25 protein-coding genes and 1 pseudogene are annotated in these 26,479 nt (G+C 71.7%); 14 read left to right on the top strand and 12 right to left on the bottom strand.

The features are described 5' to 3' along the window. The first annotated feature begins 37 nt into the window (after positions 1–37). Complete coding sequence (locus M2157_RS10535; RefSeq protein WP_280861556.1) at positions 38–319, top strand: DUF6158 family protein; 282 nt, start codon at positions 38–40, stop codon at positions 317–319. Positions 320–397: 78 nt separating this feature from the next. On the opposite strand, the pseudogene M2157_RS10530 reads toward M2157_RS10535, so the two are convergent. The 6 genes and pseudogenes from M2157_RS10530 to M2157_RS10505 form a co-directional block, all read right to left on the bottom strand. After that, positions 398–2,603 (bottom strand): annotated as a pseudogene (locus M2157_RS10530) (catalase). Continuing rightward, entirely contained in the window at positions 2,561–3,103 is a 543-nt protein-coding gene (locus tag M2157_RS10525) for a type 1 glutamine amidotransferase domain-containing protein (protein WP_266510040.1), read from the bottom strand. Before M2157_RS10525 ends, M2157_RS10530 begins: the two are co-directional and overlap by 43 nt. 6 nt (positions 3,104–3,109) lie before the next feature. Next, entirely contained in the window at positions 3,110–3,778 is a 669-nt protein-coding gene (locus M2157_RS10520; protein ID WP_280865102.1) for a diguanylate cyclase, read from the bottom strand. Next, a complete protein-coding gene (locus tag M2157_RS10515) occupies positions 3,775–4,209 on the bottom strand; it encodes a CBS domain-containing protein (RefSeq protein ID WP_280861553.1) in 435 nt (144 codons plus the stop codon). Before M2157_RS10515 ends, M2157_RS10520 begins: the two co-directional genes overlap by 4 nt. Continuing rightward, complete coding sequence (locus tag M2157_RS10510; protein WP_280861552.1) at positions 4,206–4,592, bottom strand: DUF2795 domain-containing protein; 387 nt, start codon at positions 4,590–4,592, stop codon at positions 4,206–4,208. Before M2157_RS10510 ends, M2157_RS10515 begins: the two co-directional genes overlap by 4 nt. Before the next feature lie 256 nt (positions 4,593–4,848). Beyond that, positions 4,849–6,645: a thiamine pyrophosphate-requiring protein gene (locus tag M2157_RS10505; RefSeq protein ID WP_280865101.1), complete on the bottom strand. Its 1,797-nt coding sequence runs from the start codon at positions 6,643–6,645 to the stop codon at positions 4,849–4,851. A gap of 239 nt (positions 6,646–6,884) precedes the next feature. Here M2157_RS10505 and M2157_RS10500 point away from each other — a divergent pair, with 239 nt between their 5' ends. The 4 genes from M2157_RS10500 to M2157_RS10485 all read left to right on the top strand — a co-directional run bounded on the left by M2157_RS10500 (position 6,885) and on the right by M2157_RS10485 (position 11,036). Then, positions 6,885–7,682, top strand: a complete 798-nt coding sequence (locus M2157_RS10500) for an RNA polymerase sigma factor SigF (protein ID WP_280861550.1) — start codon at positions 6,885–6,887, stop codon at positions 7,680–7,682. Between the two features lie 223 nt (positions 7,683–7,905). Then, positions 7,906–8,586: a hypothetical protein gene (locus M2157_RS10495; protein WP_280861549.1), complete on the top strand. Its 681-nt coding sequence runs from the start codon at positions 7,906–7,908 to the stop codon at positions 8,584–8,586. A gap of 156 nt (positions 8,587–8,742) precedes the next feature. Continuing rightward, positions 8,743–9,987 (top strand): aminotransferase class I/II-fold pyridoxal phosphate-dependent enzyme, encoded by a 1,245-nt coding sequence (locus tag M2157_RS10490; RefSeq protein ID WP_280865100.1) that lies wholly within the window; start codon positions 8,743–8,745, stop codon positions 9,985–9,987. Beyond that, entirely contained in the window at positions 9,984–11,036 is a 1,053-nt protein-coding gene (locus M2157_RS10485; RefSeq protein ID WP_280865099.1) for an MBL fold metallo-hydrolase, read from the top strand. Before M2157_RS10490 ends, M2157_RS10485 begins: the two co-directional genes overlap by 4 nt. 31 nt (positions 11,037–11,067) lie before the next feature. On the opposite strand, the gene M2157_RS10480 is transcribed toward M2157_RS10485, so the two are convergent. Both M2157_RS10480 and M2157_RS10475 read right to left on the bottom strand, forming a co-directional pair. Next, positions 11,068–11,682 (bottom strand): VTT domain-containing protein, encoded by a 615-nt coding sequence (locus M2157_RS10480; RefSeq protein WP_280865098.1) that lies wholly within the window; start codon positions 11,680–11,682, stop codon positions 11,068–11,070. Then, positions 11,679–12,452 carry an MBL fold metallo-hydrolase gene (locus tag M2157_RS10475; protein WP_280861545.1) on the bottom strand — a complete coding sequence of 258 codons (774 nt, stop codon included), beginning with the start codon at positions 12,450–12,452 and terminating at the stop codon, positions 11,679–11,681. Before M2157_RS10475 ends, M2157_RS10480 begins: the two co-directional genes overlap by 4 nt. A gap of 83 nt (positions 12,453–12,535) precedes the next feature. Between M2157_RS10475 and M2157_RS10470 the strand changes: the two genes are divergently transcribed. The 8 genes from M2157_RS10470 to dnaK all read left to right on the top strand — a co-directional run bounded on the left by M2157_RS10470 (position 12,536) and on the right by dnaK (position 22,696). Beyond that, positions 12,536–12,937 (top strand): hypothetical protein, encoded by a 402-nt coding sequence (locus M2157_RS10470; RefSeq protein ID WP_057608211.1) that lies wholly within the window; start codon positions 12,536–12,538, stop codon positions 12,935–12,937. A 68-nt stretch (positions 12,938–13,005) separates the two neighbouring features. Further along, the gene (locus M2157_RS10465) at positions 13,006–15,081 is read left to right on the top strand and encodes a phage holin family protein (RefSeq protein ID WP_280865097.1); all 2,076 of its coding nucleotides are present in this window, start codon (positions 13,006–13,008) and stop codon (positions 15,079–15,081) included. Between the two features lie 95 nt (positions 15,082–15,176). Next, positions 15,177–16,238 (top strand): MoxR family ATPase, encoded by a 1,062-nt coding sequence (locus tag M2157_RS10460; RefSeq protein ID WP_280865096.1) that lies wholly within the window; start codon positions 15,177–15,179, stop codon positions 16,236–16,238. After that, positions 16,235–18,028, top strand: a complete 1,794-nt coding sequence (locus tag M2157_RS10455; RefSeq protein ID WP_280865094.1) for a hypothetical protein — start codon at positions 16,235–16,237, stop codon at positions 18,026–18,028. Before M2157_RS10460 ends, M2157_RS10455 begins: the two co-directional genes overlap by 4 nt. Positions 18,029–18,092: 64 nt before the next feature. Next, entirely contained in the window at positions 18,093–18,521 is a 429-nt protein-coding gene (locus M2157_RS10450) for an OsmC family protein (RefSeq protein ID WP_280861541.1), read from the top strand. A 94-nt stretch (positions 18,522–18,615) separates the two neighbouring features. Next, positions 18,616–19,974, top strand: coding sequence for a hypothetical protein (locus tag M2157_RS10445; RefSeq protein WP_280865093.1), 1,359 nt, complete (start codon positions 18,616–18,618; stop codon positions 19,972–19,974). A 7-nt stretch (positions 19,975–19,981) separates the two neighbouring features. Next, positions 19,982–20,740, top strand: a complete 759-nt coding sequence (locus M2157_RS10440; RefSeq protein ID WP_280865092.1) for a glycerophosphodiester phosphodiesterase family protein — start codon at positions 19,982–19,984, stop codon at positions 20,738–20,740. A gap of 96 nt (positions 20,741–20,836) precedes the next feature. Then, positions 20,837–22,696 carry a molecular chaperone DnaK gene (gene dnaK / locus M2157_RS10435; protein WP_280865091.1) on the top strand — a complete coding sequence of 620 codons (1,860 nt, stop codon included), beginning with the start codon at positions 20,837–20,839 and terminating at the stop codon, positions 22,694–22,696. A gap of 7 nt (positions 22,697–22,703) precedes the next feature. On the opposite strand, the gene narJ is transcribed toward dnaK, so the two are convergent. The 4 genes from narJ to M2157_RS10415 form a co-directional block, all read right to left on the bottom strand. Further along, on the bottom strand, positions 22,704–23,192 hold the full coding sequence (gene narJ, locus M2157_RS10430; RefSeq protein ID WP_280865090.1) for a nitrate reductase molybdenum cofactor assembly chaperone: 489 nt from the start codon (positions 23,190–23,192) through the stop codon (positions 22,704–22,706). Positions 23,193–23,327: 135 nt separating this feature from the next. Next, positions 23,328–24,122 (bottom strand): SAM-dependent methyltransferase, encoded by a 795-nt coding sequence (locus tag M2157_RS10425; protein ID WP_280865089.1) that lies wholly within the window; start codon positions 24,120–24,122, stop codon positions 23,328–23,330. 61 nt (positions 24,123–24,183) lie between these two features. Further along, positions 24,184–25,047 (bottom strand): helix-turn-helix transcriptional regulator, encoded by an 864-nt coding sequence (locus tag M2157_RS10420; RefSeq protein WP_280861535.1) that lies wholly within the window; start codon positions 25,045–25,047, stop codon positions 24,184–24,186. Between the two features lie 186 nt (positions 25,048–25,233). Continuing rightward, on the bottom strand, positions 25,234–26,058 hold the full coding sequence (locus tag M2157_RS10415; RefSeq protein WP_280865088.1) for a helix-turn-helix transcriptional regulator: 825 nt from the start codon (positions 26,056–26,058) through the stop codon (positions 25,234–25,236). Between the two features lie 115 nt (positions 26,059–26,173). On the opposite strand from M2157_RS10415, the gene M2157_RS10410 reads away from it, so the two are divergent. After that, entirely contained in the window at positions 26,174–26,479 is a 306-nt protein-coding gene (locus M2157_RS10410) for a 4a-hydroxytetrahydrobiopterin dehydratase (RefSeq protein WP_280861533.1), read from the top strand.

Genomic DNA, 26,479 nt, shown 5'->3' with positions numbered 1-26,479 from the left:
AGTGCGGTAATGCTTGCCGGGCGGGTACCCGAAGCGCATGAACGAACACGACGAGCGGGGTACCACCATGACCGGAGTCGACCCCACCAGGTTGGACGACCAGCAGCTCATGAAAGAGCTGGAGACGATCCATCGCACCCGGCACGAAACGCTGCTCCACGGCTCGAACGACGCGCTCAGCACCCACAACGAGCGCATGGCCCGGCTCGAGGGCGAGTACCTGCGCCGCAACCCGCGCCGGACGGTGGCCGCGGGCCGCACGCGTGAGGGCGCGCGGGACCGCGGGCCCGGGGAGTCGGCCACACCCGCGCTGGACTGACCGGGGGACCTGCGCGGACAGCCGACGGCGACCTGCCGATCACGTGATCAGCAGGCCACCGGCGACGTGCCCGCAGACTCAGTGGCGCGTCGGCAGCCGGTCCCAGTGCCGGTGTGCCGCGATCGCGGCCACGAACGCGTCCAGGAACTCCTCGCCCGCCGGCCCCGGGGACGTCTCCGTCACCACGCCCTGGTCGGCCTCCACGCGGTGGAACTCGGTGGACAGCCGCAGTCCCTCCGGCTCCAGCGACGACAGGATCCCGACGCCCGAGCCGAGCGCGCCGACCGGCTTGCCGTGCCGGTAGGCGTCCCGCACGAAACGCATGACGTCCTGGTCGGCGGCCGTCGGCGGGGTGCCCACGGGACCGCCGGGCAGCAGGACGGCGTCGTACAGCACTGACGCGACGGTGGGCAGCGCGCGGTCCACGGTGTACAGCTCGCCGTCGGAGCCCCGCACCTCGCCGTCCGTCGGAGCCAGTGCCTCCACGATCGCGCCCTCAGCTGCCAGCCGCTCCCGCACCGAGGTCACCTGCTCGGCGTCGATCCCGTCGCTGACCAGGACCGCGACCTGCCGGGTGCGGATGGAGCCGTCGCCGCGCAGCGACTCCAGGCTGAGAGCGGGGGAGGAGAGCTTGTCCGCCGTCTCGCCCGCGGTGGGCTCCGGTACCCCGACACCGCGCGCCACCTGCGTCGCCAGCCCGCCGTCCACCTTCGCGAGGTGCTCGACCGTACGGGCCCGCACGGTCCGGGCGCTGACCTTGCCGAGCTCGAACCGGAACGCCTCGACGATGTGCTGCTTCTCCCAGTCGGCCATGCTGTTCCAGAACAGCGCGGGCTGGCTGTAGTGGTCCTGGAAACTCGGGCTGCGCCGCCGGATCTTGTGCCCGTCCACGCGTTCCGCGGATGGGGGTCCCCCGCGCCGTTCAGGCTGTGGGGGAGCGTGAAGGCGTGCCCGTCGACACCGGCGTGGGCCGGGCAGCCGCCGCCGAGCGAGTTCGGGAAGTAGTTCGTACCCCGGTGGATCGCGCTCTGGTGGTAGCCGTCACGCTGGTTGTTGCGCACCGGCGCCACCGGCCGGTTCACCGGCAGCTGCGAGAAGTTCGGCCCGCCCAGCCGGATCAACTGGGTGTCCAGGTAGGAGAAGTTGCGGGCCTGGAGCAGCGGGTCGTTGGTGAAGTCGATACCGGGCACGACATTGGCGGTGTGGAAGGCGACCTGCTCGGTCTCGGCGAAGAAGTTCTCCGGGTTGCGGTCGAGCACCATCCGGCCGATCGGCCGGACGGGCACCTGCTCCTCCGGGATGAGCTTCGTGGCGTCGAGCAGATCGAAGTCGAACGCGAACTCGTCCTCCTCCGGCACCAGTTGCACGCCGAGCTCCCACTCCGGGTACTCGCCGGCCTCGATGGCGTCCCACAGGTCGCGCCGGTTGAAGTCCGGGTCACGGCCCTGGCACTCCTGCGCCTCGTCCCACACCAGCGAGTGCGCGCCCAGCCTCGGCTTCCAGTGGAACTTCACGAAGGTGCCCTTGCCCTCCGCGTTCACGAACCGGAAGGTGTGCACGCCGAAGCCCTGCATCATGCGGTAGCTGCGCGGGATCGCCCGGTCCGACATCAGCCACATGATCGCGTGCAGGGTCTCCGGCTGGAGCGACACGAAGTCCCACAGGGTGTCGTGCGCCGAGGCGCCGGTGGGGATGTCGTTGTGCGGCTCCGGCTTCACCGCGTGCACGAAGTCCGGGAACTTGATGCCGTCCTGGATGAAGAAGACCGGGAAGTTGTTCCCGACGAGGTCGTAATTGCCTTCCGACGTGTAGAACTTGGTGGCGAAGCCCCGCACGTCCCGCACGGTGTCCGCGGAACCCTTGGGTCCCTGCACGGTCGAGAACCGGACGAAGACGGGTGTGCGGACCGCCGGGTCCTGGAGGAAGGCGGCCCGGGTGAACTCCGCGCAGGACTCGTACGGTTCGAAGTAGCCGTACGCGCCCGCGCCCCGCGCGTGCACCACCCTCCCCCACTGCCCTAAAGGCGTGGGGGGACCCCCACCGGGATCCGCTCGTGGTCGAAATGGGTGAGCTTCTCCGGGAAGTGGAAGTCCTCCATGAGCGTCGGACCGCGCTCACCGGTGGCGAGCGAGTCGTCGGTGTGGTCGACCTCGACGCCCTGGTCGGTGGTGAGCGGCCCGGCCGTCGGGTCGTCGGCGTGAAAACCTTCGCGCTGACGCTGTTTGCGGTCTGCGGAGTCCACTAGGCGGCCTCCTTCGCGAACACGTCCAGGAACGTCTCGCAGAACGCCTTGAGGTCGTCCGGCTTGCGGCTGGTGACCAGCTTGTTGTTCCCGTGGTCGCAGACCTTCACCTGCTCGTCCACCCAGGTGCCGCCCGCGTTGCGGATGTCCGTCTCAAGACTCGGCCAGGAGGTGAGCACCCGGCCCCGTACGACGTCCGCCTCGACGAGCGTCCACGGCGCGTGGCAGATCGCGGCCACCGGGCGCCCCTGGGTGAAGAAGTCCCGTACGAACGCCACGGCCTTCTCGTCCATCCGCAGGAAGTCCGGGTTGGCCACCCCACCGGGCAGCACCAGCCCGCCGAAGGAGTCCGCGGACGTCTCGCCCACGACCTCCTGCACGGGGAAGGTGTCCGCCTTGTCGAGATGGTTGAACGCCTGGATCTTGCCGGGCTCGGTCGACACGAGCACGGGCTCGTGTCCCGCGTTCACCGCCGCCTGCCACGGATCGGTGAGCTCGATCTGCTCGACGCCCTCGGGTGCGGTCAGAAACGCGATACGCATGATGGTTCAACGTCCTTTCCTGGTCCTGGAAAGCTTTTTCCTCGCTCGGGAAGCGCGCGCACAGCGCAGCAGCTCCTCGCCGTACCGCAGCAGCACACACGCGCCGATCGCGGCGCCGATGCCGGCGAGATAGCCCGGTGACAGCGGCCGCCTGCGCGGCACGAGCCGCCACGCGTCCGGGTCTCCGCGCCCGCCGCGCAGCAGCGACCTCACCTGGTCGGAGTGCAGGCACATCAGCGACGCGAGCGCGGCGAACGGCAGCGACTCCAGGAAGCTGTGGATGTGCTGCTCGACCGGCCTGACCTCGCGGTCGCTGTCGACGGCCGTCTTCACGTCCCACAGGGCGGTCGCCTCGTGCACGGCCGCCCCGCCCAGCTGCACGCTCAGCAGCAGCGGATTGACCTCGTAGCGCAGGGTGAACGCGATGGGCAGACCGACCTGGGCCATCATCAGGGTGGGGGTCCCCCCACGCCCTTTCGGGCAGTGGGGGAGGATCAGGGACTCCTTGGTCCCCGCGGTGTCCTCGATGCGGGTGCGCCGGCGCATCACCCAGTCGGCGAGCCCCGGCACGAACCAGCCGGGCAGCAGCCCGTAGAGGAGATACCGGGTGGTCACGTCCCCGACGTCGACCGTGGCACCGGTGGCACTGATCTCCGCGGCCTGGCCCCGGCTCACAGGCGGGCCCCGTCGTCCGGATCAGCACGGCTGATGTCGGCGAGCGCCGACCCCGGGTCCCGGCCCTCGGCGATGTCGCCGAGGCTCACCATGCCGACGGGCAGCCCGTCCTCGATGACCGGCAGCCGCCGTACGGCATGTGCGCGCATCAGCGCGACCGCCTGCGTCACCGGATCGCCGGGGCCGACGGTCAGCGGATCCGGCGTGCACACCGACTGGGCACTCACCGTCAGCGGGTCGACGCCGTCGGCGACGGCCCGGACCGTGATGTCCCGGTCGGTGAGCAGCCCCACCACGTGCTGACCGTCGGCCACCACGACATCGCCGATGTCCTGCGCGCGCATCAGCCGCGCCGCCTCGACCAGCGAGGCGTCCGGGCGGACGGCCACCACACCGGGCGTCATCACGTCCCTCACGAGCTCCGCCGTCACGGGGTGCCCTCCGTCCGGGTGAGGGCCCGAGCGAGCTCCTGGACGTTGGCGTAGTTCTCCTTGCGTGGCAGTGCCTCCACCGCCTCCACGAGGGTGTCGGGGGCGTTCTTGCGGCGCAGCACCCGCCCCAGCTCCACGGAAGTGGCCGGGAACGAGCTGCGGCCCAGGAGCCGGGCCAGCTCCAGTCGGACGGACTCCAGTGACGCCCCGCCGCTGCCCGGCGCCACGGGTCCGCCCCAGACCTGCGGATCGTCGTCGGCCGTCGGCTCCGGGTCGTTCCACTCCTCACTCCGGGTGGGATGCCCGGAGCGGAGCAGACCCTGGAGTTCGTGCTTCATCTCGTCGTCACGATGGCGACTCAGCCGGTCGCTGCCTCGCTGCATGTCTCCCTCCAGATCTTCGGGGTCCGCACCGCGTACCCGTGCACCGGAGGCCGACACAGGGTTTGCCGGACCGAAGCCGGGAGACCCGGCCCGGACCCCCCGCGCACCGCCCTTGGGAAGGACATGGCGATGGTGGTCCTCGCCGCGCTCATACCGATCCTCATGCTCGGCGTCGTGCTCGCGCTCGGCCGGTACGAGGAGCTGATGCTTTCGGAGCGGAAGGACGACCGGCGCGAACCGGCCGCCCTCCCGGTGGCTACTTCTTCTCCCGCCCCGGCAGGAACTCCTGCACCTTCGCCTTGAAGCCCTGCTTCACCATGGACGCCCGGTCCGCGTCACCCTTGAGGATCGACGAGGCCGTGGCCTCCATCTGCTCCCAGGTCGCGTGCGGCGGGATGGGCGGTACGGCCGGGTCGGTGAGGAACTCCAGGACCGCGGGCCCGTCCGCCTCGAGACCGGCCCGCCAGGCCGCCTCCACGTCCTCCGGCTTCTCCACCCGGATCCCGGTCAGACCGAGGGAGCGGGCGAACGCGGCGTACTGGACGTCCGGGAGCTGCTGCGAGGGCAGGAAGGACGGGGCGCCCTCCATGGCCCGCATCTCCCAGGTGACCTGGTTGAGGTCGTGGTTGTTCCAGATGGCGACGATCAGCCGCGGATCCTCCCACAGCTCCCGGTACTTGGCCGCGGTGATCAACTCGGCCATGCCGTTCATCTGCATCGCCCCGTCCCCGACCAGCGCGATCGCCGGCCGGTCCGGGTGCGCGAACTTCGCGCCGATCGCGTACGGCACTCCGGGGCCCATCGTCGCCAGCGTGCCGGACAGCGACGAACGCATGCCGGGACGCATGGTCAGGTGCCGGGCGTACCAGTTGGCGGTGGAACCGGAGTCCGAGGTGACGATCGCGTTGTCGGGCAGCAGCGGGTCCAGGGCGCGGGCCACGTACTCCGGGTTGATCGGGTCGGCCGACTGCTGCGCCCGCCGCTCCATCACCTCACGCCAGCGCGTGACGTTGTCGCACACCGTGTCGTACCACTCGCGCCCGCCGCGCTCCACGTCCAGCATCGGGATCAGCCGCTGCAGCGTCGCCTTCGCGTCGCCGACGAGGTTCACCTCGTACGGATAGCGCATCCCGACCATGTGCGGGTCGATGTCGATCTGCACGCCCCGCGCCTTGCCGAAGTCCGGCAGGAACTGCGTGTAGGGGAACGACGAGCCGATGGTCAGCAGGGTGTCGCAGTCCCGCATGAGTTCGTACGACGGTCGCGTGCCCAGCAGGCCGATCGAGCCGGTGACGTACGGGAGTTCGTCGCTCAGCGCGTCCTTGCCGAGCAGCGCCTTGGCGACGCCCGCGCCGAGCAGCTCGGCGATCCGCTCCACCTCGGCCCGTGCCCCGGCCGCGCCCTGACCGATCAGGATCGCGGGCTTGTCACCGGAGTTGAGGATCTCCGCGGCCCGCTCCAGGGACTCCTGGGACGGAACCGCCGTCCAGTCGCTGCGGTCCAGGCTGGACGGCACCATCTTGAACTCGTGGGTGGGCGCCGAGTAGTCGAGCTCCTGCACGTCCCCGGGGATGATGATCGCCGTGGGACAACGGCGGGCGTACGCGGTGCGGATCGCCCGGTCCAGGACGTTGGGCAGCTGCTCGGGGACCGTCACCGTCTCCACGAACTCCGAGGCGACGTCCTTGAACAGGGTGTGCAGGTCCACCTCCTGCTGGTACGAACCGCCCATCGCGGTGCGGTGCGTCTGGCCGACGATCGCCAGCACCGGCACATGGTCCAGCTTGGCGTCGTACAGACCGTTGAGCAGGTGGATCGCGCCGGGTCCCGAGGTTGCCGCGCACACTCCGATACGCCCGCTGAACTTGGCGTAACCGACCGCCTCGAACGCGGACATCTCCTCGTGCCGGGACTGCACGAACCGTGGCTGGTTGTCGGCCCGGCCCCAGGCCGCCAGCAGGCCGTTGATGCCGTCGCCCGGATAGCCGAAGACATGGTCCACACCCCATTCGCGGAGCCGCTCGAGGATGTGATCGGACACCTTGGTGCTCATGGGCTGGCCTCCCGACATAGATGGCACAGGCAGCAGCCTTACGAGTCACCCTGCGCCGCTCCGGAAAACCTGTCCCGGGTTTGCCGCCGGTGGCCGGGGGCAGGCGCGTCACAGTGCTTCGGACCGGAGGCACGTGTGGGGGAGCGGCGCCCGGCCGCGACGGCCGCGCCTGTCCGAACGCGGACGCGCTCCCCGCCGACCGTCCAACCCAGAGCATCATCTAGGGAGTTGCGACGCACATGCCCACTTCAGTGAGCGCGAAGCACCACCCGCACGACGACGCACCCGACACCGCCGACTCCTTCCGCAGGCTCGCCGATCTCCCCCCGGGACCCGAGCGCGACACCCTGCGCGGACAGATCGTCGAGGCATGGCTGCCCATGGCCGACCGGCTCGCCGGCCGCTTCCGCAGCCGCGGTGAGAGCTTCGAGGACCTGCGCCAGGTCGCGGCCCTCGGCCTCGTCAAGGCCGTCGACCGCTACGACCCCGCGCGCGGCAACGCCTTCGAGAGCTACGCCGTCCCCACCATCACCGGCGAGATCAAGCGGCACTTCCGCGACCACATGTGGACCCTGCACGTGCCGCGCCGGGTCCAGGACCTGCGCAACCGCGTCCGCTTCGCCTCCCAGGACCTCGCCCAGACCATCCCGGGGCGCAGGCCCACCGTCGCCGAGATCGCCGCGCACGCGAACATGAGCGAGGAGGACGTCCTGGTGGGCCTCGAGGCCCTGGAGAGCTTCACCGCCCTCTCCCTCGACGCCGAACTGCCCGGCAGCGAGGACGGCTACTCGCTCGCCGACGCCCTCGGCTCGTCCGACCCCGCACTGGACACGGTCGTCGACCGCGAGTCCGTCAGGCCCCGGCTGGCCGCGCTGCCCGAGCGGGAGCGCGCCATCCTCTACATGCGTTTCTTCGGCGACATGACCCAGAGCCGGATCGCCGAGCAGCTGGGCATCTCCCAGATGCACGTGTCCCGCCTGATCAGCCGCTGCTGCGGACGGCTGCGTGAGCAGATCATGCGGGACGCCGCCGCCTGACGGGACCCTCTGAAGGAACGCCCCGACGCCCCGGCGCCGACGTCACCCACTCGGCCCTCCCCGTCCCGCCAATGGCCTCCGGCCGCGCGCGGGAGGGGGAGGGCCGGGCTGTGATGGCTGTGGGTGCGACCGTCGTGCCCTCGGTCCGCCGTCACCGTCCAGTCGTCGTCCCCCCGACGCCCGACGACGGGCCCCGCAGCCGTCGGCCGAAGGAGTCCACCCCATGCGCCGCACCGCCCGTCTCCGGGCCCTGTCCGTCGTCCTCCCCGCGCTCGGGATCGCCCTGGGCGTCGCCCCGCCGAGCGCCTTCGCGGAACCGGCCGCGGAGGTCAGCCCGAGCAGTGTCCAGCCGGGCGGCAGCGTCACCGTGTCCGTCTCCTGCGATCCCGGTACTGGGACGCCGCCCGCCACCCTCGACGCCACCTCGGAGGCCTTCGAGACGCAGACCGTCCGGCTGCAGCTGGTGCCCGGCAACGACGACAAGGTCTCCGGCCCCGCCTACAGCGGCACCGCGCGCGTCTCCGCCGACCAGGAACTCCAGGAAGGTGCCGGCGGCGTCGGCCCGGACTCCGCGTGGACCGTCGACGGCACCTGCCCGACGGCGGACCGCGCACCGGGCCAGGCCTGGAGCGCCACCTTCACCGTCACCCGCGGCCCCGCAACCGGCAGCAGCCACCACCCGTGCACCGAGCCGCACACCGAGCCGCCGTACCCCGAGCCCCGCACCGAGCCGCGCACCGAGAGCTGCGGCACCGCGGTCATCCAGAGCCCGGTCCGCGCCGGTCAGGGCGGCAGCTTCACCGACTCCGTGCCCGCTCTGGCCGCCGGCGCCCTGCTGATCGCGGGTGCCGCCGCGGGCGCCGTCTACCGGCTGCGCCGCAAGTCACCCGCGGCGGACGCCTGAGACGAAACGTCAGGCCCGTGTGACGGGCGCAACCCGCACGGGTGCCCATGGCCGGGCGGCACCGTGGGTACTCAGATCGCGAGGAGCGCGCCAGGCGCGAGAACACGAGACGGCGGACCAGGACGAGCCACCGGACAGCGCCTTACGGAGGTGACCATGCGGACCGACCCGGAGGGCCACGGCCCCGTCCGCTACGGCCCTCCGCTGCCCGACGACGGACTGCCCGTACTGCCCGAACTCACCGCCGTCCTCGCCGCCGCGGCGGGCCGCCGCCGCGCCGAACCGGTCGGCGGTGGCGCCCCGCTCCTGGAGGCCGCCTGCGACTACGCGGCCCGGCGCGGTCTGCCCGCCGAACCCGACCACGTGGCCGCCGCCCCCGGCGCCCCCTCCCTGCTGCTCGCCCTGACCGCCGCGCTCGGCGGCGACGTCCTGGTGCCCCGTCCCTGCGCCGCCTGGTGGGCGCCGTACGCACGGCTGTTGGGAAGACCCGTCTTCCACGTGGCGACACCGGCCGAGTGCGGCGGTGTCCCGGATCCGTACGCCCTTCTGGAGACCGTGCGCCGTGTGCGTGCCGAGGGCGGTGACCCCCGGCTGCTGGTGCTGTCCGTCGCCGACGACCCCACCGCCACCGTCGCCCCGCCCGAGGTGCTGCACGAGACCATCGAGGCCGCCGCGGGTGAGGGCCTGCACCTGGTCAGTGACGAGACCTGGCGCGACACCGTGCACGCCCCGCACGAGACGGTCCTGCTCAGCCCTGCCGAGATGCTGCCCGACCGGGTCACCGTCGTCACCGACCTGGCCGGCAGCCTGCTCCCGACCGGCTGGCCGGCCGCCTTCGCCCGCTTCCCGGCGAACGGCGACGGCGACGGCCTCCACGCGCGCGTGCTGGACGTCCTGACCGCCCTCGGCGCCCGCATCGCCGCCCCCGTCGCCGCGGCCGCCGCCCACGCCCTCACCGAGCCCGAACCGGTCACCGCCCACCGCGCCGCCGTAGGACACCTCCACGCGCGTGTGGCCGCCGCGGCGCACGCCGTCGTCGTCGGAGCGGGCGCCCTGTCCCGGCCCCCGCGGGCCGGCCGCCACCTCTACGTCGACCTCGGCCCCCTGCGCCCCGCGCTCACCGCGCACGGCGTCGGAGACGCCCAGGACCTGGAGGACTTCCTCACCGCCCGGCTCGGCATGCCCGCACCCGGCGGCCACCGCTTCGGCGACGACCTCGGCGCGCTGCGCGTACGGCTGTCCACCGGCCCCCTGCTCGGCGGTTCCGACGAGGAACGCGCGGAATGCCTCACGTCACCCGCACCGTTGGAACTGCCACACGTGCAACGCGCGTTGATCACCCTGGAGTCGGTCTTCGACGACCTCCGCGACGACGCTCAGCGATGGGAGCCTCCTCGATGACGCAGCAGTCCGAGTCGACCACCAGCACCCGAGTGGCCGACGAGCCCCCGGCCCCCTCCTTCGCGCCCCTGTCCCCGCCGCTCGCCGAGCCCCGCCCGCTGGGGGAGCAAAGAGCGTGGCCGCGGTCCTTCCACGACCGTCTGACCGCACCGCTGCCCGGCCTGAAGGCCATGGCCCGCTTCGCCCGCGAGGGCGCCGTACGCCCCGGACCCGAGGGCCTCGCCGACATCCCGAAACTGCCCTACGCGCCCGCACCGGTCCCCGCCGTCGACGCCCGCACGGTCGCCGTCTCCTGGGCGGGACACGCCAGTTGGGTGGTGCTGATCGGCGGCCTGACCGTCCTCACCGACCCGGTCTGGTCCCGCCGCATCCTCGGCACCCCGGCCCGCATCACCCCGGTCGGCATCGACTGGGACGCCCTGCCGCGCATCGACGCGGTCGTCATCAGCCACAACCACTACGACCACCTGGACGCCCCGACCCTGCGCCGCCTCCCGCGCGACACCCCGGTCTTCGTCCCGGCCGGCCTGGCCCGCTGGTTCCACCGCCGCCGCTTCACCGCGGTGACCGAACTGGACTGGTGGGAGGCGGCCGAACTGAACGGCGTCCGCTTCGACTTCGTCCCCGCCCACCACTGGTCCAAGCGCTCCCTCACGGACACCTGTCGCACCCTCTGGGGCGGCTGGGTCCTCACCGCGCAGGACGGGCAGCGCGTCTACTTCGCGGGCGACACGGGCTACGGCCACTGGTTCTCCCGTATCGGCCACCGCTATCCCGGCATCGACCTCGCCCTGCTGCCCATCGGCGCCTACGACCCCCGCTGGTGGCTCAGCGACGTGCACTGCGACCCGGAGGAGGCGGTGCGAGCGGCCCAGGACCTGGGCGCCCGCCGCATGGCCCCCATGCACTGGGCGACGTTCGTGCTGTCGGCGGAACCGGTGCTGGAACCGCTGACGAGGGTCAGGCAGGCGTGGGAGAAGGCGGGCCTGGCACGCGAGGACCTGTGGGACCTGCCGATCGGAGGCTCACGGGTGCTGGAGCACCCCTAGGAGCACCTCATGAGCACACCTCTGAACGCCCCTAGGAGCGCACCCGCTTCCACACCGTCGGCGCCACGCTGATCGCCACGGTCAGCGCGACCGCCGCCACCACACCCTGCCAGGGCTCCGGGAACAGCGACCCACCCAGAATCCCGATCAGCTGATACGTCACGGCCCAGGCCAGACAAGCCGGCAGATTCCCCCGGACGAACCGACGCAAGGGCCACTCGGCCATGAGGCAGGCCAGCATCACCGGAATCCGCCCCGCCGGCACCAGCCGGGAAAGGACGAGGACGGCCACCCCGTGGTCGGCCAGCTTCCCCTGCGCCTGGGAGAGCCGCTCCTCCGGCGCCCGGGACCGGATGGCCTCCAGCCACCGCGACCCGTTCTTCGACTTCATCCCCCGCCGCCCCAGCCAGTACAGGGCGATGTCCCCGAGAAAAGCGGCGGAGGAGGCCGTGACGAACACGAACAGCAGAGAAAGAGGCGCCGTCTGATGAAACGCCACGACGGCCGCCGAACTCACCAGCGCCCCCGTCGGCACCACCGGTACCAAGGCCCCCAGGAACACCAGCAGGAACAACGTCGGGTATCCGATCGCCTGTCCGGCGGCCCCAGGCGTCGCCCCCGTGGTGGCGGCCGCGAGCCATATCACCGCGCAACCTCCAGCCGCACGCTCTCCCCGTGCTCCAACCGGTGCACATCCACGCCCGGCGCGAACTCCGCCGCGAGCCGCACGAACTCCGCGCCCGGCGCATGGAATTCATGCGGCCGCACCGCGTCCATCCCGATCGGCCAGTACGTTCCGTAGTGCACCGGCACCGCACTGCGCGGCGCCAGCCGGGCCAGGGCCTGGGCCGCGCGCCCGGCGTCGAGGTGCCCCTCCCCGAGATACGGCCCCCACCCGCCGACCGGCAGCAACGCCACGTCGACCGGCCCGACCTCCTTGGCCATGTCGTCGAACAGCCCGGTGTCCCCGGCGAAGTACGTCCGCGCCGAGCCCTCGACGACGTAACCGAGCGCGGGGGAGCGGTGCGGCCCGACCGGCAGCCGGCGCCCGTCGTGCCAGGCCGGGACCACGCGTATCAGGAGGTCGCCGACGCGGCGCTCGTCGCCGGGCGCCACCTCGTCCACCCGGAGGTGGGTGAGCCGGCGCAGCCCCGGCACCTGCCGTGGTGCGCCCCGGGGCACGAGCAGGCGCGTGCCCGGCTCCAGCCGTGTCAGCGAGGGAACGTGCAGGTGGTCGGCGTGCAGATGGGAGACGAGGGCCACGTCCGCACGCCGGGCGCCGGGCGGCGGTACCGCACCGCGGCGCCGGCGCAGATGGGCGAGACGGCGGGCGAACAGAGGGTCGGTGAGCACACGTACGTCCGAATCCGTCACCGTGCAGGTGGCGTGGCCCCACCAGGTGATCTCCACCGGCACCTCTTTGCCTCCTTCGCGCGACTCCCCGAAGCCTACGGGCTGGAGTAGGGTCGGCGGCGAAACCCGGAGGTGAGGGGGACACCATGGGAGCGGTTCATGTCACGGCGATCGCGAGTCTGACGCCGCTGGAGGAGCTGGACGCCGACCCCTTCCTGGTGGACTCCCGCAGCCAGCACGCGATGTGTGCGCGCTGGGCCGCGGAGCGGGGGTACACCGTGCGGCGGGAGCTGCTGGTGCGGGGGCTCAGGGCCGACCACTGCGTGCTGTGGGACGGGGTGCGGGCGGGGCGGGATCTCTTCGTGGCCCCGAGCCGCAGGGTCCTGGAGAGCGCCCTGTCCTCCGTGGACGAGTTCACCGCCGAGTGCGCCCGCCGCGGGGTACGGGTCGAGACGGTGGGCTTCGCGGAGCCCCTCTACGACGCCCAGATGAAGGCCAGGGTGCATCGCAGGCTGTCGATGCCGACGGCGGGATACGACGGCCGTTAGCCACCCGTATGACACGCTGGTCCCAGCGCCCGCACCGACGACGGGCCGGGACGTGAGGTGTACGGGGCGTGCGTGCAGGGCGTTGGCGGCGGGTGGCCAGTCAGGTCGGGCGGAGCGTCACGGTATGGGTCGTCTCCACCCTGACGATGCTGGTGCTGGCGGGCATCCTGCCGGACTTCCGGCTCCAGTCCCCGACCGGTGACAGCGCGACCCGGATCGCGGTCACGGCGGCGTTCGGCGCCGGTGCCTTCGGTGTGCTGTCGGCCGTCGTGTGGCCGCTGCTCGTACGGCTGTTCCTGCTCGTGCCGACCCTGGTGCTCGGGCTCCTCGTCTTCTTCCTCAACGGGGCGCTGCTGCTGCTCGCCCTGCGCCTGAACCCCGCCGAACGCGGCGACGCCGCCCCGGAGACCGCGGTCGTGGTGGCCGCCGTGATGTCCGCGGTCGCCTCCGCCACCGGTGGTGCCCTCGCGGTGCGCGACGACGACGCCTACCGGCGCCGCCTGTACCGTCTCGCCGACCGCCGCCGCAGAGGCGGCCCCGTGGGTCCGGCCACCCCCGGCGCGGTCTTCCTCCAGCTCGACGGAGTGGGCCACGACGTCCTGCTGGCCGCGGTCCGCAACGGACTGATGCCGACGATCGCCCGGTGGCTGGGCCACGGCGACCACTCCGGCCGCGGCGCACGCCCCACCCACCGGCTCACCCCCTGGCGCACCGACTGGTCCAGCCAGACCGGTGCCAGCCAGCTCGGCATCCTGCACGGCAGCAACCACGACGTCCCCGCCTTCCGCTGGTACGAGAAGGACCGCGGCGAGGTGATGGTCTGCAACCGCCCGACCAGCGCCGTCGAACTCCAGCAGCGGGCCGTGGCACAGGCGGGACACGGCGGACTGCTGGCCGTCGACGGCGCGAGCCGCGGCAACCTCTTCTCCGGCGGCGCCGAGGAACAGGCCCTCGTCCTGTCCATCGCCACCCGCCGCCGCAGCCGCGAGACCCGCTCCCGGGCCGGCTACTTCGCCTACTTCTCCGACCCCGCCAACGCCGTCCGCACCGCCATGTCGTTCTTCGCCGAGGTCGGCCGCGAGATCGGCCAGTCGACCCGCGCGCGGATACGCAAGGAGCGCCCCCGGGTGGGCCGCGGAGGCCTGTACCCGCTCGTCCGCGCCTTCGCGACTGTCGTGGAACGCGATGTCGTGGTCGCCGCCGTCATGGGCGACATGCTCGCCGGGCGTACGGCCGTCTACGCCGACCTCGTCGCCTACGACGAGGTCGCCCACCACTCCGGGCCGACGAGCCGTGACGCCGCGAAGGTCCTGGAGCGCCTGGACCGCTCGCTCGCGCTGATCGAGAACGTCGCCGAGCACGCCCCGCGCCCGTACCGGATCGTCGTCCTCTCCGACCACGGCCAGAGCCCCGGCGAGACCTTCCGCACCCGCTACGGGCTCACCCTCGGCGACCTGGTCCGGGCCGGCTGCGGGCTGCCCGTGTCGCGCAAGGCCGAGCGCACCCACAGCGGGGCCGAGGCCCGCGCCGCCGTCCGTGCCGCGCTGCGCAGGCCGGGCAAGGAGGCGCGTGAGCAGTACCGGCCCGTGCGCGGCTCCGAGCCGATCGTGCTGGCCTCCGGCAACCTCGGGCTGGTCTCCTTCCCGGACGTGCATCACCGGATGAGCAAGGAGGAGATGGACGCGAGGCACCCGGCTCTGCTGACCACGCTCGCCAATCATCCTGGTGTCGGCTTCCTCCTGGTGCGCAGCGAGGAGCACGGTGGGGTGGTGCTGGGGCCGTTCGGTACGGAGATCCCGCTGGAGCAACTGGACGAGAATCCGGGGCCGTTGGCCGACTTCGGGCCCGGGGCGGCCGATGTCGTGCGCCGGACCCACTCCTTTCCGCACACCGCCGACATCATGGTCAACTCCTGGTACGACCCCGCGGAGGGGGAGGTGCTCGCCTTCGAGGAGCAGATCGGGTCGCACGGCGGGCTGGGGGGTGCGCAGGCCAAGCCGTTCCTGTTGTCGCCGCTCGCCCTGTCCGCGCCGCCCGAGGGGCTTGCCGGGGCGGAGCGGGTGCACGACGTGCTGCGGGGGTGGCTCGACGAAGCGGGAGGTCCTCAAGTGCCGTTGGGGAGGGCGGAGGAGAAGGCCGCGTAGACCTTCGGCCTGAGAAAATCGGCTGCGCCTCTTCGGCCCGGCGCGGACACTGTTCGAGTTGCCCCTTTTCTCGAACACTCCCTGGAGCCACCGCTTTGCAGGCTGCCGTCACCGTTTCGCCCTCCCGTATCCCCGAGCTTCTCCTCGGCCTCGCCACCGTGCGGCCCGTCTTCGTCTGGGGTGCCCCCGGCATCGGCAAGTCGTCCCTCGTCAGGGAGTTCGCCGCCTCGCTGGGGCTGGAGTGCGTGAGCCTGATCGGTACGCAGCTCGCTCCCGAGGACCTCATCGGGGTGCCCCAGATCCGGGACGGGCGGTCGGTGTTCTGTCCGCCGGAATCCATCGCGCGCGACGAGCCGTACTGTCTGTTCCTCGACGAGCTGAACGCGGCCACGCCGGATGTGCAGAAGGCGTTCTACTCGCTGATCCTGGACCGCCGTATCGGGGACTACGAACTCCCCAAGGGCTCCATCGTCATCGGTGCCGGAAACCGGGCCACCGACAACGCCCTCGCCCGGCCCATCGCCTCCGCCCTCGTCAACCGTCTCACCCACGTCCACCTGGAGGCGTCCGCGAAGGACTGGCTGGTCTGGGCCGCCGAGAACGGCATCCACCCCTGGATCCTCGACCACCTCACCGACCGGCCCGACCACCTGTGGTCCAAGCCGCCGAAGACCGAGGAGCCCTTCTCCACGCCCCGCTCCTGGCACATGCTCTCCGACGCGCTGCACTCCTTCGGCCGGGACCTCGACGAGGAGACCCTGAAGGTCCTCGCGCACGGCACGCTGACGCCCAGGCACGCCACCGCGTTCTGCGGCTACGTCAAGATCGTGCGCAGCCGGTTCGGTATCGAGGCGATCATCAAGGGCGACGCACCCTGGCCGAACCGCCTGGAGGACCGCGACCTGCTCTACTACCTCGCCGAGTCCTTCCGCGGCCGCCTGATCAAGGAACTCCCGGTCAGCAAGGAGCACATGTCGGCGAACGGCCGCCAGACCGCGTACCGCGCCAAGTCGCTGCTCGTCCAGCTCGCCGAGATCTCCGTCGAGGTCGCCCAGACAGTCATCGCCTCCGACGCCGACGGCAACCCGGTACTGCCCTCCTGGTTCCTCGTCGAGGCGGCCCGTGACATGCCCCGCCTGGTGGAGGCGCGGCGGTGAACCGAAGCCCCGAAAAGAAGAAGAAGCGGGACCTCGCGGGCGAGGCGTTCGCCGAGGGAATGAAGCTGATGCGGGCCAACCCCGCCCTCGCGGCGGTCGAGTACGACGTCTGCCGCCGGCAGGAGTGCGGGTTCGCGCCGCGGAACGGGCTCGTGGTCGTCGACTCCGACGGCCATCTCCACGCCCACCCCGACCGGCTCGCCGAGCCCACCGCCTGGGCCTGGGCGCTCGCCCACGCCGTCCTGCACCTCGGCTTCGGGCATGTCCCGGCGGTGAAGAGCGAACGCACCCAGCCCGACCGCTTCGACCTCGCCGCCCGCTGTCTCGTCGTCAACCGCTTCCTGCTCGGCTTCCCCGTCGGCAGGGCCCCCGAGCACCTGCCCGCCTCCTACCCCGACGGCGACGAGGAGCAACTCGCCGCCCGCTGGCGGCGCGACGGCATCCCGGCCGTCTACGAACACTGCGGTACGGCGGGCCCCGAGCCCGACCAGCTGCTGCTCAGGTGGGCGGGCTGGTCCCAGCCGCCCGACTGGCAGCTGGCGTTCGCCACCGCCCTGACCCGGACCGTGTCCGCGGCGATGGACATGGCGGGCGGCCGCCGCGACTCCCTCGACGGCGAGGCGCCCACGCTGCGCCCCTGGCAGCAGGCCCTGAGCTGGTTCATCTCCTCCTACCCGCTGCTCGGCGGCATCGCGGCCGGCATCAAGCTGGTCGCCGACGCCGAACTCGCCCGCGCCCACGGCATCGCCATCGCCGCGGTCAACGCCGAGGCCGGCGAGATCTACATCAACCCGATGCGCCGCTTCGACGACGAGGAATGGCGGTTCATCCTCGCCCACGAGATGCTGCACGCCGCCCTGCGCCACGGCGACCGCTGCGGCACCCGCGACCCCTACCTCTTCAACATCGCCTGCGACTACGTCATCAACGGCTGGCTCAACGAGATGCGCGTCGGCACCATGCCCGAGGGCCTTCTGTACGACCCCGCGCTCGCCGGCCTCTCCTCCGAGGAGGTCTACGACCGCATCGCGGGCGACCTGCGCCGCATGCGCCGGCTGGCCACCCTCCGCGGCAAGGGCGCAGGCGACATCCTCGGCGGCCCGCTCGGCTCGCCCCGCGACTACGTCGACCTCGACGAGTTCTACCGCCGTGGCCTCGCCCAGGGTCTCGACCTGCACCAGCGGCAGGAGCGCGGGTTCCTGCCCGGCGGCCTGGTCGAGGAGATCCGCGCGCTCAGCCATCCGCCGCTGCCCTGGGACGCGCAACTCGCCCGCTGGTTCGACGAGTTCGTGCCCAGCCCACAGCCCGTGCGGTCCTACGCCCGTCCCTCGCGCCGTCAGTCCTCCACCCCCGACATCCCGCGCGCCGGCCGGTACTTCCCGCCCGAGGAGATCGCCCGCTGCACCTTCGGCGTGGTCCTGGACACCTCCGGGTCGATGAACCGCACCCTGCTCGGCAAGGCACTCGGCGCGATCGCCTCGTACGCCGAGGCCCGGGACGTACCGGCCGCCCGGGTCGTGTTCTGCGACGCGGCCCCGCACGACGCCGGCTATCTGCCCGTCACCGAGATCGCCGAGCGGGTCCGGGTGCACGGCCGCGGCGGCACCGTGCTGCAGCCCGGCATCGACCTGCTGCACCGCGCCGACGACTTCCCCACGAGCGCGCCCGTGCTGGTAGTCACCGACGGCTGGTGCGATGTGCTCCGCGTCCGGCGTGAGCACGCCTATCTGATCCCGCAGGGGGCCAGGCTGCCGTTCACCGCAAGGGGGCCGGTCTTCCGCGTGAGCTGAGCCGTAGTGTGATCGGATGGTTCCCGTACACCCCCGTCAGCGGGACCACACGAAAGGACTGACCGTGGCTACCACGCGCTCCGCACACACCGTCTGGGAAGGCAACCTCCTCGAGGGCAACGGTGTCGTCACCTTCGATTCCTCCGGTGCCATCGACGAGCAGCCGGTGACGTGGGCTGCCCGCACCCAGGAGGCGAACGGCAAGACCAGCCCCGAGGAGCTGATCGCGGCCGCCCACTCCAGCTGCTTCTCCATGGCGTTCTCGCACGCCCTCGCCGGGGCGGGCACCCCGCCCACCAAGCTCATCACCTCCGCCGATGTCACCTTCCAGCCGGGCGAGGGCATCACCGGCATCCACCTCACCGTCGAGGGCACCGTGCCGGGTCTCGACGAGGAGGGTTTCGTGGCCGCCGCCGAGCAGGCCAAGGTCAACTGCCCGGTCAGCCAGGCCCTGAAGGCCGTACCGATCACACTGGACGCGAAGCTCGCCTGAACCCGAGGGCACCAGGACGCGCAGGCCGCCCGTCCGGGGCGGTCTGCGCGCGGCGCGGTTCGGGAATCGGTTCGGTGGCGCGGGAGGCAACGCGATGATCGTGGGAACCGCCGGCGGCATGCCGGCACTCGACTCCGGCACCCGTGAACTCACCCGTGTCGTCGTGCTGTTCAGCCTCACCGGCCGCCTGGACCCGGGGCGGCCCTCGCTGGGCAGCCTCGTCGACAGATTCGACTTCGGCCGCTTCGCCCTGCACCTGAAGTCCAGCGAGGCGGTGCTGCCCGTGCCGGTGCTCGTCGAGGACGTGGCCCCCTCGGAGCTGCGCCTGCCGCACGGCGGCCACGGACTCGACCTCGCCTCCGTCGAGCTCGCCGTCCTCGCCACCCCGCGCGGGGACATCACCCTGGCCCTGGACTGCGGATTCGCCGGACAGACGCCTCCAGCCGCCCTCGCGGCATGGCTCGCCGACACCTGCTTCGACCGGGACCGGATCACGCTCGGCACCAACGCCCTGCTCGACTCGCTGAGCGGCCGGCTCGCCCCGCGGGAGCCGCTCGCCTTCGGCCAGAACGTCCACCAACTGGTCTTTCCCGGTGGCGACTTGGAGAACGACCTGCTGGGCCCCGACGAGACCCGCCTGCCCACCCTGCTCAACGAGATCGTGTACCGCGGCCGGCTGTCCACGTCGGAGCCGCCCCACCTCCACAGGAACGGCCGCACGCTCTCCGCGCACGGCCGCGGGGTCTCCGTCCACGCCGGCTGGGCCGGGCACGTGGAGAACGGCCTGATCCTGGTCGCCGTCGGCGTGGTCTCCGCCCTCGCCGTCCTCCAGCGCACCCGGCTGGCCGCCTTCGAGACCATGCGCGCCAACGAACAGGCCGCGGCCGAGTCGCCGTACGAGATCCGCAGGCTGATCTCCACTCTCTCCGACGGGGTGAACGAACTCCAGCTGGACCTGGCCTTCGGCGTCGAGGCGTACGTCGACAGCCTGCTGATCCCCGAGATGGTCATGGAGGCCTTCCAGTCCTCGCTGCGCGACGCCCTCGGCATCCCCGACAGCCTGGACAACTCCGCCAGGATGGTCGAGCGGCTGACCTCGGTGATCAGCGCCCGCTCGGCCGCTCTGGAGGCCCAGCTCGCCGAGCGCGACGACCGCAGGGACCGTACGGTGTCGGCGCTCGTCGCGGTGGCCACCGGCATCGCCCTGCCGCCGACGCTGCTGCTGGCGTTCTTCGGGGCCAACGCCTCGAACGTGGACAGCCGGCGGTCCGTCTTCGACGCCCACTACCTCCCGGCCTACCTGCTGGCCTGGCTTCCCTTCATCGCTCTCGCCGTGATCGGATACCTCCTGCTCAGGCGGGTCAGCAGGCGCTCCGGCGCGCTGCTGGCGACCCCGACCGCCGCCCCGGTGCCCGCCCCGCGGTCGCCGTCGCGTCCACCGTCCGGAAGCTGAGAGCCGTATGCCACGACGTCCCGCCGTCTCCGCCCACCGGGGCGGATCCGAGCGTGCCGGCGCCGCGACCTGGGAGGCCTACGAGGACGCGATCCGGTCCGGGGCGGAGTACGTCGAGTTCGACATCCGGCGCACGGCGGACGGGGTCTTCGTCGTCCACCACGACCCCCGGGCCGGGCGCACCGGACCGCTTCTCAGCGAGATCACCCACGCCGAGCTCAGCGAACGGTCCGGTCGTCGCGTGCCGGTCGCCGACGAGGTGATGTCCCTGATCGCGGGGAAGCTGGTCGGGCACCTGGACCTGAAGGAGAGCGGCTACGAGCGCGAGCTGATCGACCGGGCGGTCGCCCTGCTCGGCGCGGACGGCTTCGTCGCCACGACCCTGGAGGACCGTTCCGTCGCGGCCATCGCAGGGGCCTTCCCGCGCGTGCGCACCGCGCTGTCGCTGGGGCGCGACCGCAGGGAGATCGCCCGGGCCCGCCTTGCCGGCACCCGGCTCAGCGAGCTGCTGCCGATGCGCCGGGTGCGCGCCTGCGGCGCGAGCGGGGTGGCCGTGCACCAGCGGCTGGCCCGCGCCAACGTGCTGCGCGCGGCGGCCCGGCACGACCTGTTCACCATGGTCTGGACGGTCAACGACGACACCCTGATGCGGGCGTTTCTCGGCCATCCACGCGTCGACGTCCTGATCACCGACCGGCCGCGACGGGCCGTCGCGCTGCGCGAGGAACCGCACGAGGAGCGCCCGCCGGGGTACTCGTCCCACTGAGCAGGGCCACCCGCGCCATTGACAAGAGCGCACTCAAGTTTTGTGCTGGAGTGCGGGACGGCTCCCTGTCGGAAACCCTGGCGGAAGGGGACAGCGATGGCACGAGCGGTAGGAATCGATCTCGGGACCACGAACTCGGTGGTCGCCGTGCTGGAGGGCGGTGAACCCACGGTCGTCGCCAACGCGGAGGGAGCCAGGACCACACCGTCGGTCGTGGCCTTCGCGAAGAACGGCGAGGTGCTGGTGGGCGAGGTCGCCAAGCGGCAGGCCGTGACCAACGTCGAGCGCACCGCGCGCTCCGTGAAACGGCACATGGGCGACGGGAGCTGGCGCTTCCCGGACCAGGGCTCCGTCGACGGCACCCGGTACCGGGCGCAGGAGCTGTCGGCGCGGGTGCTGCAGAAGCTGAAGCGGGACGCCGAGTCCTATCTCGGCGAGGACGTCACCGATGCCGTGATCACGGTGCCCGCCTACTTCGACGACTCCCAGCGGCAGGCCACCAAGGAGGCCGGGGAGATCGCGGGGCTGAAGGTCCTGAGGATCATCAACGAACCCACGGCGGCCGCGCTGGCGTACGGCCTGGACCGGGGCGAGGAGCAGACGGTCTTGGTCTTCGACCTGGGCGGCGGGACCTTCGACGTGTCCCTGCTGGAGATCGGCGACGGGGTCATCGAGGTCAAGGCGACCAACGGCGACACACACCTGGGCGGCGACGACTGGGACCAGCGGGTCGTCGAGCACCTCGTGAAGAAGTTCCAGGGGCAGTACGGCGTCGACCTCGGCAAGGACAAGATGGCGCTGCAACGGCTGCGCGAGGGGGCCGAGAAGGCCAAGATCGAGCTGTCGTCGTCCTCCGAGACCACGATCAACCTGCCCTACATCACCGCCTCCGCCGAGGGGCCCCTGCACCTCGACGAGAAGCTGACCCGCGCCCAGTTCCAGGAGCTCACCGCCGATCTGCTCGACCGCTGCAAGACCCCCTTCCACCAGGCGGTCAAGGACGCCGGCATCAAGCTCGCCGCGATCGACCACGTGATCCTCGTCGGCGGCTCCACGCGGATGCCCGCGGTCACGGACCTGGTCAAGGAGCTCACGGGCAAGGACCCGCACAAGGGGGTCAACCCGGACGAGGTCGTGGCGGTCGGCGCGGCGCTCCAGGCGGGCGTCATCCGCGGCGACGTCAAGGACGTGCTCCTCCTCGACGTCACCCCGCTGTCCCTGGGGATCGAGACCAAGGGCGGCATCATGACGAAGCTCATCGAGCGCAACACCACGATCCCCACCCGCCGTTCGGAGATCTTCACCACCGCGACCGACAACCAGCCGTCGGTCGGCATCCAGGTCTACCAGGGGGAACGCGAGATCGCCGCGTACAACAAGAAACTCGGCGTCTTCGACCTGACCGGCCTGCCGCCCGCCCCACGGGGCGTCCCCCAGATCGAGGTCGCGTTCGACATCGACGCGAACGGGATCATGCACGTCTCGGCGAAGGACCTCGCGACCGGACGCGAACAGAAGATGACGGTCACGGGCGGATCGGCGCTGCCCAAGGACGACATCGACCGCATGATGCGCGAGGCCGAGCAGTACGCCGAGGAGGACCGCAACCGCCGAGAGGCCGCCGAGACCCGCAACCAGGCCGAGCAACTCGTCTACCAGACCGAGAAGTTCGTCCGGGAGAACGGCGACAAGGTCCCCGCCGACACGAAGACGGAAGTCGAGTCGGCGGTCGCGGAACTGAAGCGGCTCCTGGAGGAGAACGCCGACACGAACACCCTCCGGGGCGGTGTCGAGAACCTCGCCTCCGTCAGCCAGAAGATGGGCCAGGCGATGTACGCCCAGGCCCAGCAACAGCCCCCGCAGGACGATCCGGCCGCACCGCACCAGGAGGAGGAGGGCGTGGTCGACGCGGAGATCGTGGACGACGAGAAGGACCAGAAGGGCGGGGCCGCCTGAGGTCCCGTCAGACGTCCGTCTGCGCGGTCGGCAGTGTGGCGCACACCGCGTCGAGTACCGTCGCGTACGGCGTGCCGAAGTCGGTGAGCCGGAAGCGGAGTCGGTGCAGGCCGTCGCGGTGCTCGGTGAGCAGGTCGATGTCCCCGGTGCGGGCCGCGAACTCCAGCACCGAGGGCAGGAAGTCCGGCAGTTCCTCACCGGTGAACTCCAGCCCGGCGGCCCGGTAGACGTCCTCGAACCGCGCCGGCGACGTCCCGCGCCGCCGGGTGTCCCCGTCCTGCCACGAGCTCAGATACAGACTGTGCCGGTTTCCGAAGTCGAAGACCTGGACGTAGTGCGCCGCCAGTTCCGGCGCGGGCGTCACCGCCGCGTGGTCGACGAACTCCCGCAGTTGCGGGGCCGCTTCCCGCAGCAGCGGCAGCCGCGCGCGGAAGTCGTCGTCGGGATACGTCAGGCATAGCGCCGCCGCCTGGTACAGCACTGCGTCCGAGGGCATCAGACCTCCTCAGCGTCGTCCCGCGGTCGCGGCGGTGTCCGGGTGCCCGTCACGTGCGCTCCCTCGGCTTGCCCATGGCTGCTTCGAACCTAGGGCGGGGCGCGGGAGCGCACCCGTTCACGGCACCCGTACGGGTCAGACCTTGCGCGCGACCCCCGCGTACACCGGCACGATGCCCTCCGCCTGGGCCGCCACGTCCTCCGGACCCGGACGCCAGCCCGACACCGGGATCACCCCGGGGCCGAGCAGCTCGAGCCCGTCGAAGAAGCGGGAGAACTCGGTGAGCGAGCGGGGGAAGAAGGGGGTGCCGTTGCGGCGGAACTGCTCGGCGGCCTTCTCGACGGCCTCGGGGCTCAGATCGGGCGTGACCTGCGAGAGGATCACGAAACTGCCCGGGGCGAGCTCGGCGACGTACCGCTTGAGCAGCCCGTACGCGTCGTCGTTCAGGTAGTGGGTGAGCGCCACCAGGGACAGCGCGACCGGCTCCGAGAAGTCCAGGGTCTCGGCGGCCGGCCGCAGGATGGTGTCGGGGTCGCGGACGTCCGCGTGCACATAGTTCGTGGTGCCCTCGGGGCTGCTGTGCAGCAGGGCCTGCGCGTGCCTCAGGACGATCGGGTCGTTGTCCGCGTACACGACCTTCGACTCCGGGGCGATCTCCTGCGCCACCTGGTGCAGATTCGGCTCGGTGGGGATGCCGGTTCCGATGTCGAGGAACTGGCGGACACCGGCCTCCGCGGCCGTCCGCACCGCGCGGTGCATGAAGCGCCGGTTGGCACGCGCCCCGCGCACCACGGTGGGGTCCACTTCGAGGATCTTGCGGGCCAGTGCCTCGTCCACCGGATAGTTGTCCTTGCCACCCAGCCACCAGTCGTACACCCGCGCCGGGTGCGGGCGGCTCGTGTCGATTCTGGGTGCGTCGGATCCGGTCATGCGGTGTCTTCTCCCCTGGGATGTGGTCGTGGTGCGCCTGGCGTGTGGTCGTGCTGCCCGCTCAGAAGTCCTCGCGCCGCTCCCGCAGCAGCTTCTTCGTACGCTCGGCCGACGCGGCCCGCGCCGACATGTGGTCCAGGACCTCCAGGTGCGTCGCGACCTCCTGGCGGGAGTCGAGATACAGCGCACCGGTCAGGTACTCGGTGAAGACCAGGTCGGGCAGCTCCGGCTCGGAGAAGCGGAACAGCGAGAAGGGCGCGTACGTCCCCGGGTGCGGGCCCTCCTCGAACTCGCACACCTGGAGCGTGACGCGGTCGCGCTCGGCGAACTCCAGGAGTTTGTCCAGCTGTTCGCGCATCACCTCGGAGCGGATGCTCACCGGGCGGCGCAGCACCGTCTCGTCCATGATCACCCACAGATGGGGTGCGTTCGGGCGCTCCAGAAGTTGCTGCCGGGCCATGCGCAGCGACACATGCCGCTCCAGCGCCTCAGGACCCGCCTGCCCGATGGTCCCGGCCTCCATGACGGCACGCGCGTAGTCCTCGGTCTGGAGCAGTCCGGGCACGAAGTGCGGCTCGTAGGACCGGATGATCCCGGCCGCGCCCTCCAGGCTCACGTACAGGCTGAACCACTCGGGCAGCACATCGTGGAACCGCTGCCACCAGCCCGGTTTGTTCGCCTCCTCGGCCAGCTGGACGAAGGCCTCGACCTGCTCCCCGGAGACGCCGTACGTCTCCAGGAGCACCTGAACATACGGGATCTTCAGGGCGACTTCGGCCATTTCTATGCGCCGCACGGTCGCGGGGGCCACCCGCAGAACCTGCGCGGCCTCCTCGCGCTTGAGGCCGGCCGCCTCCCGCAGTTCCTGAAGCCGCCTGCCGAGCACCACCTGGCCCACGGTCGGCGCAGGTCGCCGCTCACTCACGCCACGCCTCCCCTACGCGTCGAAGCTTGCGTGCAGTGTGCCATGTTCCCGTGCCGGTCTCACCGGTCACGACCGCATCCTTCCTTACCTCCCACGTAATCGACCGGGAGCCGGGCGGCAGGGATCGTGGTGGGCACGGGTTCCGGGCCGGCGCACTCCGGTCCGGGATCCGCACCCCGCGCCCCGTCAGGGCAGCAGTGAGTGAAGGTACTTGACCGTCGACGGGTCGGCCGGGAGGAAGGTCTCGATGGCCAGCTCGGCGACCGTCACGTCCATGGGCGTGTTGAAGGTGGACGTGGACGAGATGAACGACAGTGTCCGGCCCTCGTGCTCGATCCGCATCGGCAGCGCGAAGTAGGGGACGGGATCCGTCTGTTCGGGGCCTTCGTCGGTCTCGGGGACCGGCACCGGGTACGCCGCCACCTCCTCGTACAGCTCCCGCAGTGACTCGGAGCGGCGCAGGGCGATCTGCCGCCGCATCTGCTCCAGCAGATGGCCGCGCCACTCCCGCAGGTTGCGGATGCGCGGGGCGAGACCCTCGGGGTGCAGGGTGAGCCGCATGGTGTTGAGAGGGGGCCGGAGCAGGGACTCCGGGATGCCGTCGAGGAGTATCATGATGCCCCGGTTCGCGGCCACGACGTGATACCCGGCGTCGAAGACCAGAGCGGGGTAGGGCTCGTAGCCCTGGATCAGCCGCTCGATCCCCTCGCGCAGGGCGTCCAGGGACGGATCGGCCAGCGGGGTCTCCGGGAAGCGCGGGGCGTACCCCGCCGCGAGGAGCAGCGCATTGCGCTCCCGTACCGGCACGTCCAGATGCTCGGCGAGCCGCAGCACCATCTCCTCGCTCGGGCGGGAGCGTCCCGTCTCGACGAAGCTGATGTGCCGGGCGCTGGAGTCCGCCCGCAGCGCCAACTCCAGCTGGCTGATCCGCCGTTGCTCCCGCCAGGCACGCAGGAGCGGACCGACGCCCTGGTCGGAGGGGGCGACTGCAGCGGAGGGGCCGATGGTCATACGTACGACCGTAGCCGAGGAGCGGGCCCACGGGCGGGCCGTGCACCACGTTGAGCCGCGGAGGCACAGCTGTGGGACGCTGAAGACACCCGGACTCTCAGGAAGGAGCGAGGTCATGCCCGTCGAACCTCTGTCGCAGAAGGAGATCGAGGACCGGCTCGCGGAACTGCCCGGCTGGTCCGTCGACGACGGCCGCCTCACCCGCTCGTACCGCCTCGGCACGCACTTCGCCGCGGCCGCGATGGTCGTCCACATCGCCCAGGTCCAGGAGGAGCTCGACCACCACTCCGACCTCACCCTCGGCTACAACACGGTCGCACTGTCCGTGCACACGCACAGCGCGGGCGGCGCCGTCACCGAGAAGGACTTCGAGCTCGCGCAGCGGGTCGAGGCGCTCGCCCAGGGTCACGGAGCCCAGTGA

It is taken from the genome of Streptomyces sp. SAI-127, from assembly GCF_029894425.1.
GTDB lineage: Bacteria > Actinomycetota > Actinomycetes > Streptomycetales > Streptomycetaceae > Streptomyces.
Note: the sequence above shows the minus strand (reverse complement) of the source record. Positions and strands in the feature narration are given on the sequence as shown.

Bases quoted from the DNA above. Each gene is read 5' to 3' on its own strand.
- narJ (WP_280865090.1), bottom strand. From the start codon at position 23,192: ATGCCCTCGGACGCAGTGCTGTACCAGGCGGCGGCGCTATGCCTGACG.
- M2157_RS10440 (WP_280865092.1), top strand. From the start codon at position 19,982: ATGCCACGACGTCCCGCCGTCTCCGCCCACCGGGGCGGATCCGAGCGT.
- M2157_RS10490 (WP_280865100.1), top strand. From the start codon at position 8,743: ATGCGGACCGACCCGGAGGGCCACGGCCCCGTCCGCTACGGCCCTCCG.
- M2157_RS10485 (WP_280865099.1), top strand. From the start codon at position 9,984: ATGACGCAGCAGTCCGAGTCGACCACCAGCACCCGAGTGGCCGACGAG.
- M2157_RS10495 (WP_280861549.1), top strand. From the start codon at position 7,906: ATGCGCCGCACCGCCCGTCTCCGGGCCCTGTCCGTCGTCCTCCCCGCG.
- M2157_RS10525 (WP_266510040.1), bottom strand. From the start codon at position 3,103: ATGCGTATCGCGTTTCTGACCGCACCCGAGGGCGTCGAGCAGATCGAG.
- M2157_RS10425 (WP_280865089.1), bottom strand. From the start codon at position 24,122: ATGACCGGATCCGACGCACCCAGAATCGACACGAGCCGCCCGCACCCG.
- M2157_RS10500 (WP_280861550.1), top strand. From the start codon at position 6,885: ATGCCCACTTCAGTGAGCGCGAAGCACCACCCGCACGACGACGCACCC.
- M2157_RS10505 (WP_280865101.1), bottom strand. From the start codon at position 6,645: ATGAGCACCAAGGTGTCCGATCACATCCTCGAGCGGCTCCGCGAATGG.
- M2157_RS10415 (WP_280865088.1), bottom strand. From the start codon at position 26,058: ATGACCATCGGCCCCTCCGCTGCAGTCGCCCCCTCCGACCAGGGCGTC.
- M2157_RS10510 (WP_280861552.1), bottom strand. From the start codon at position 4,592: ATGCAGCGAGGCAGCGACCGGCTGAGTCGCCATCGTGACGACGAGATG.
- M2157_RS10410 (WP_280861533.1), top strand. From the start codon at position 26,174: ATGCCCGTCGAACCTCTGTCGCAGAAGGAGATCGAGGACCGGCTCGCG.
- dnaK (WP_280865091.1), top strand. From the start codon at position 20,837: ATGGCACGAGCGGTAGGAATCGATCTCGGGACCACGAACTCGGTGGTC.
- M2157_RS10470 (WP_057608211.1), top strand. From the start codon at position 12,536: ATGGGAGCGGTTCATGTCACGGCGATCGCGAGTCTGACGCCGCTGGAG.
- M2157_RS10445 (WP_280865093.1), top strand. From the start codon at position 18,616: ATGATCGTGGGAACCGCCGGCGGCATGCCGGCACTCGACTCCGGCACC.
- M2157_RS10535 (WP_280861556.1), top strand. From the start codon at position 38: ATGAACGAACACGACGAGCGGGGTACCACCATGACCGGAGTCGACCCC.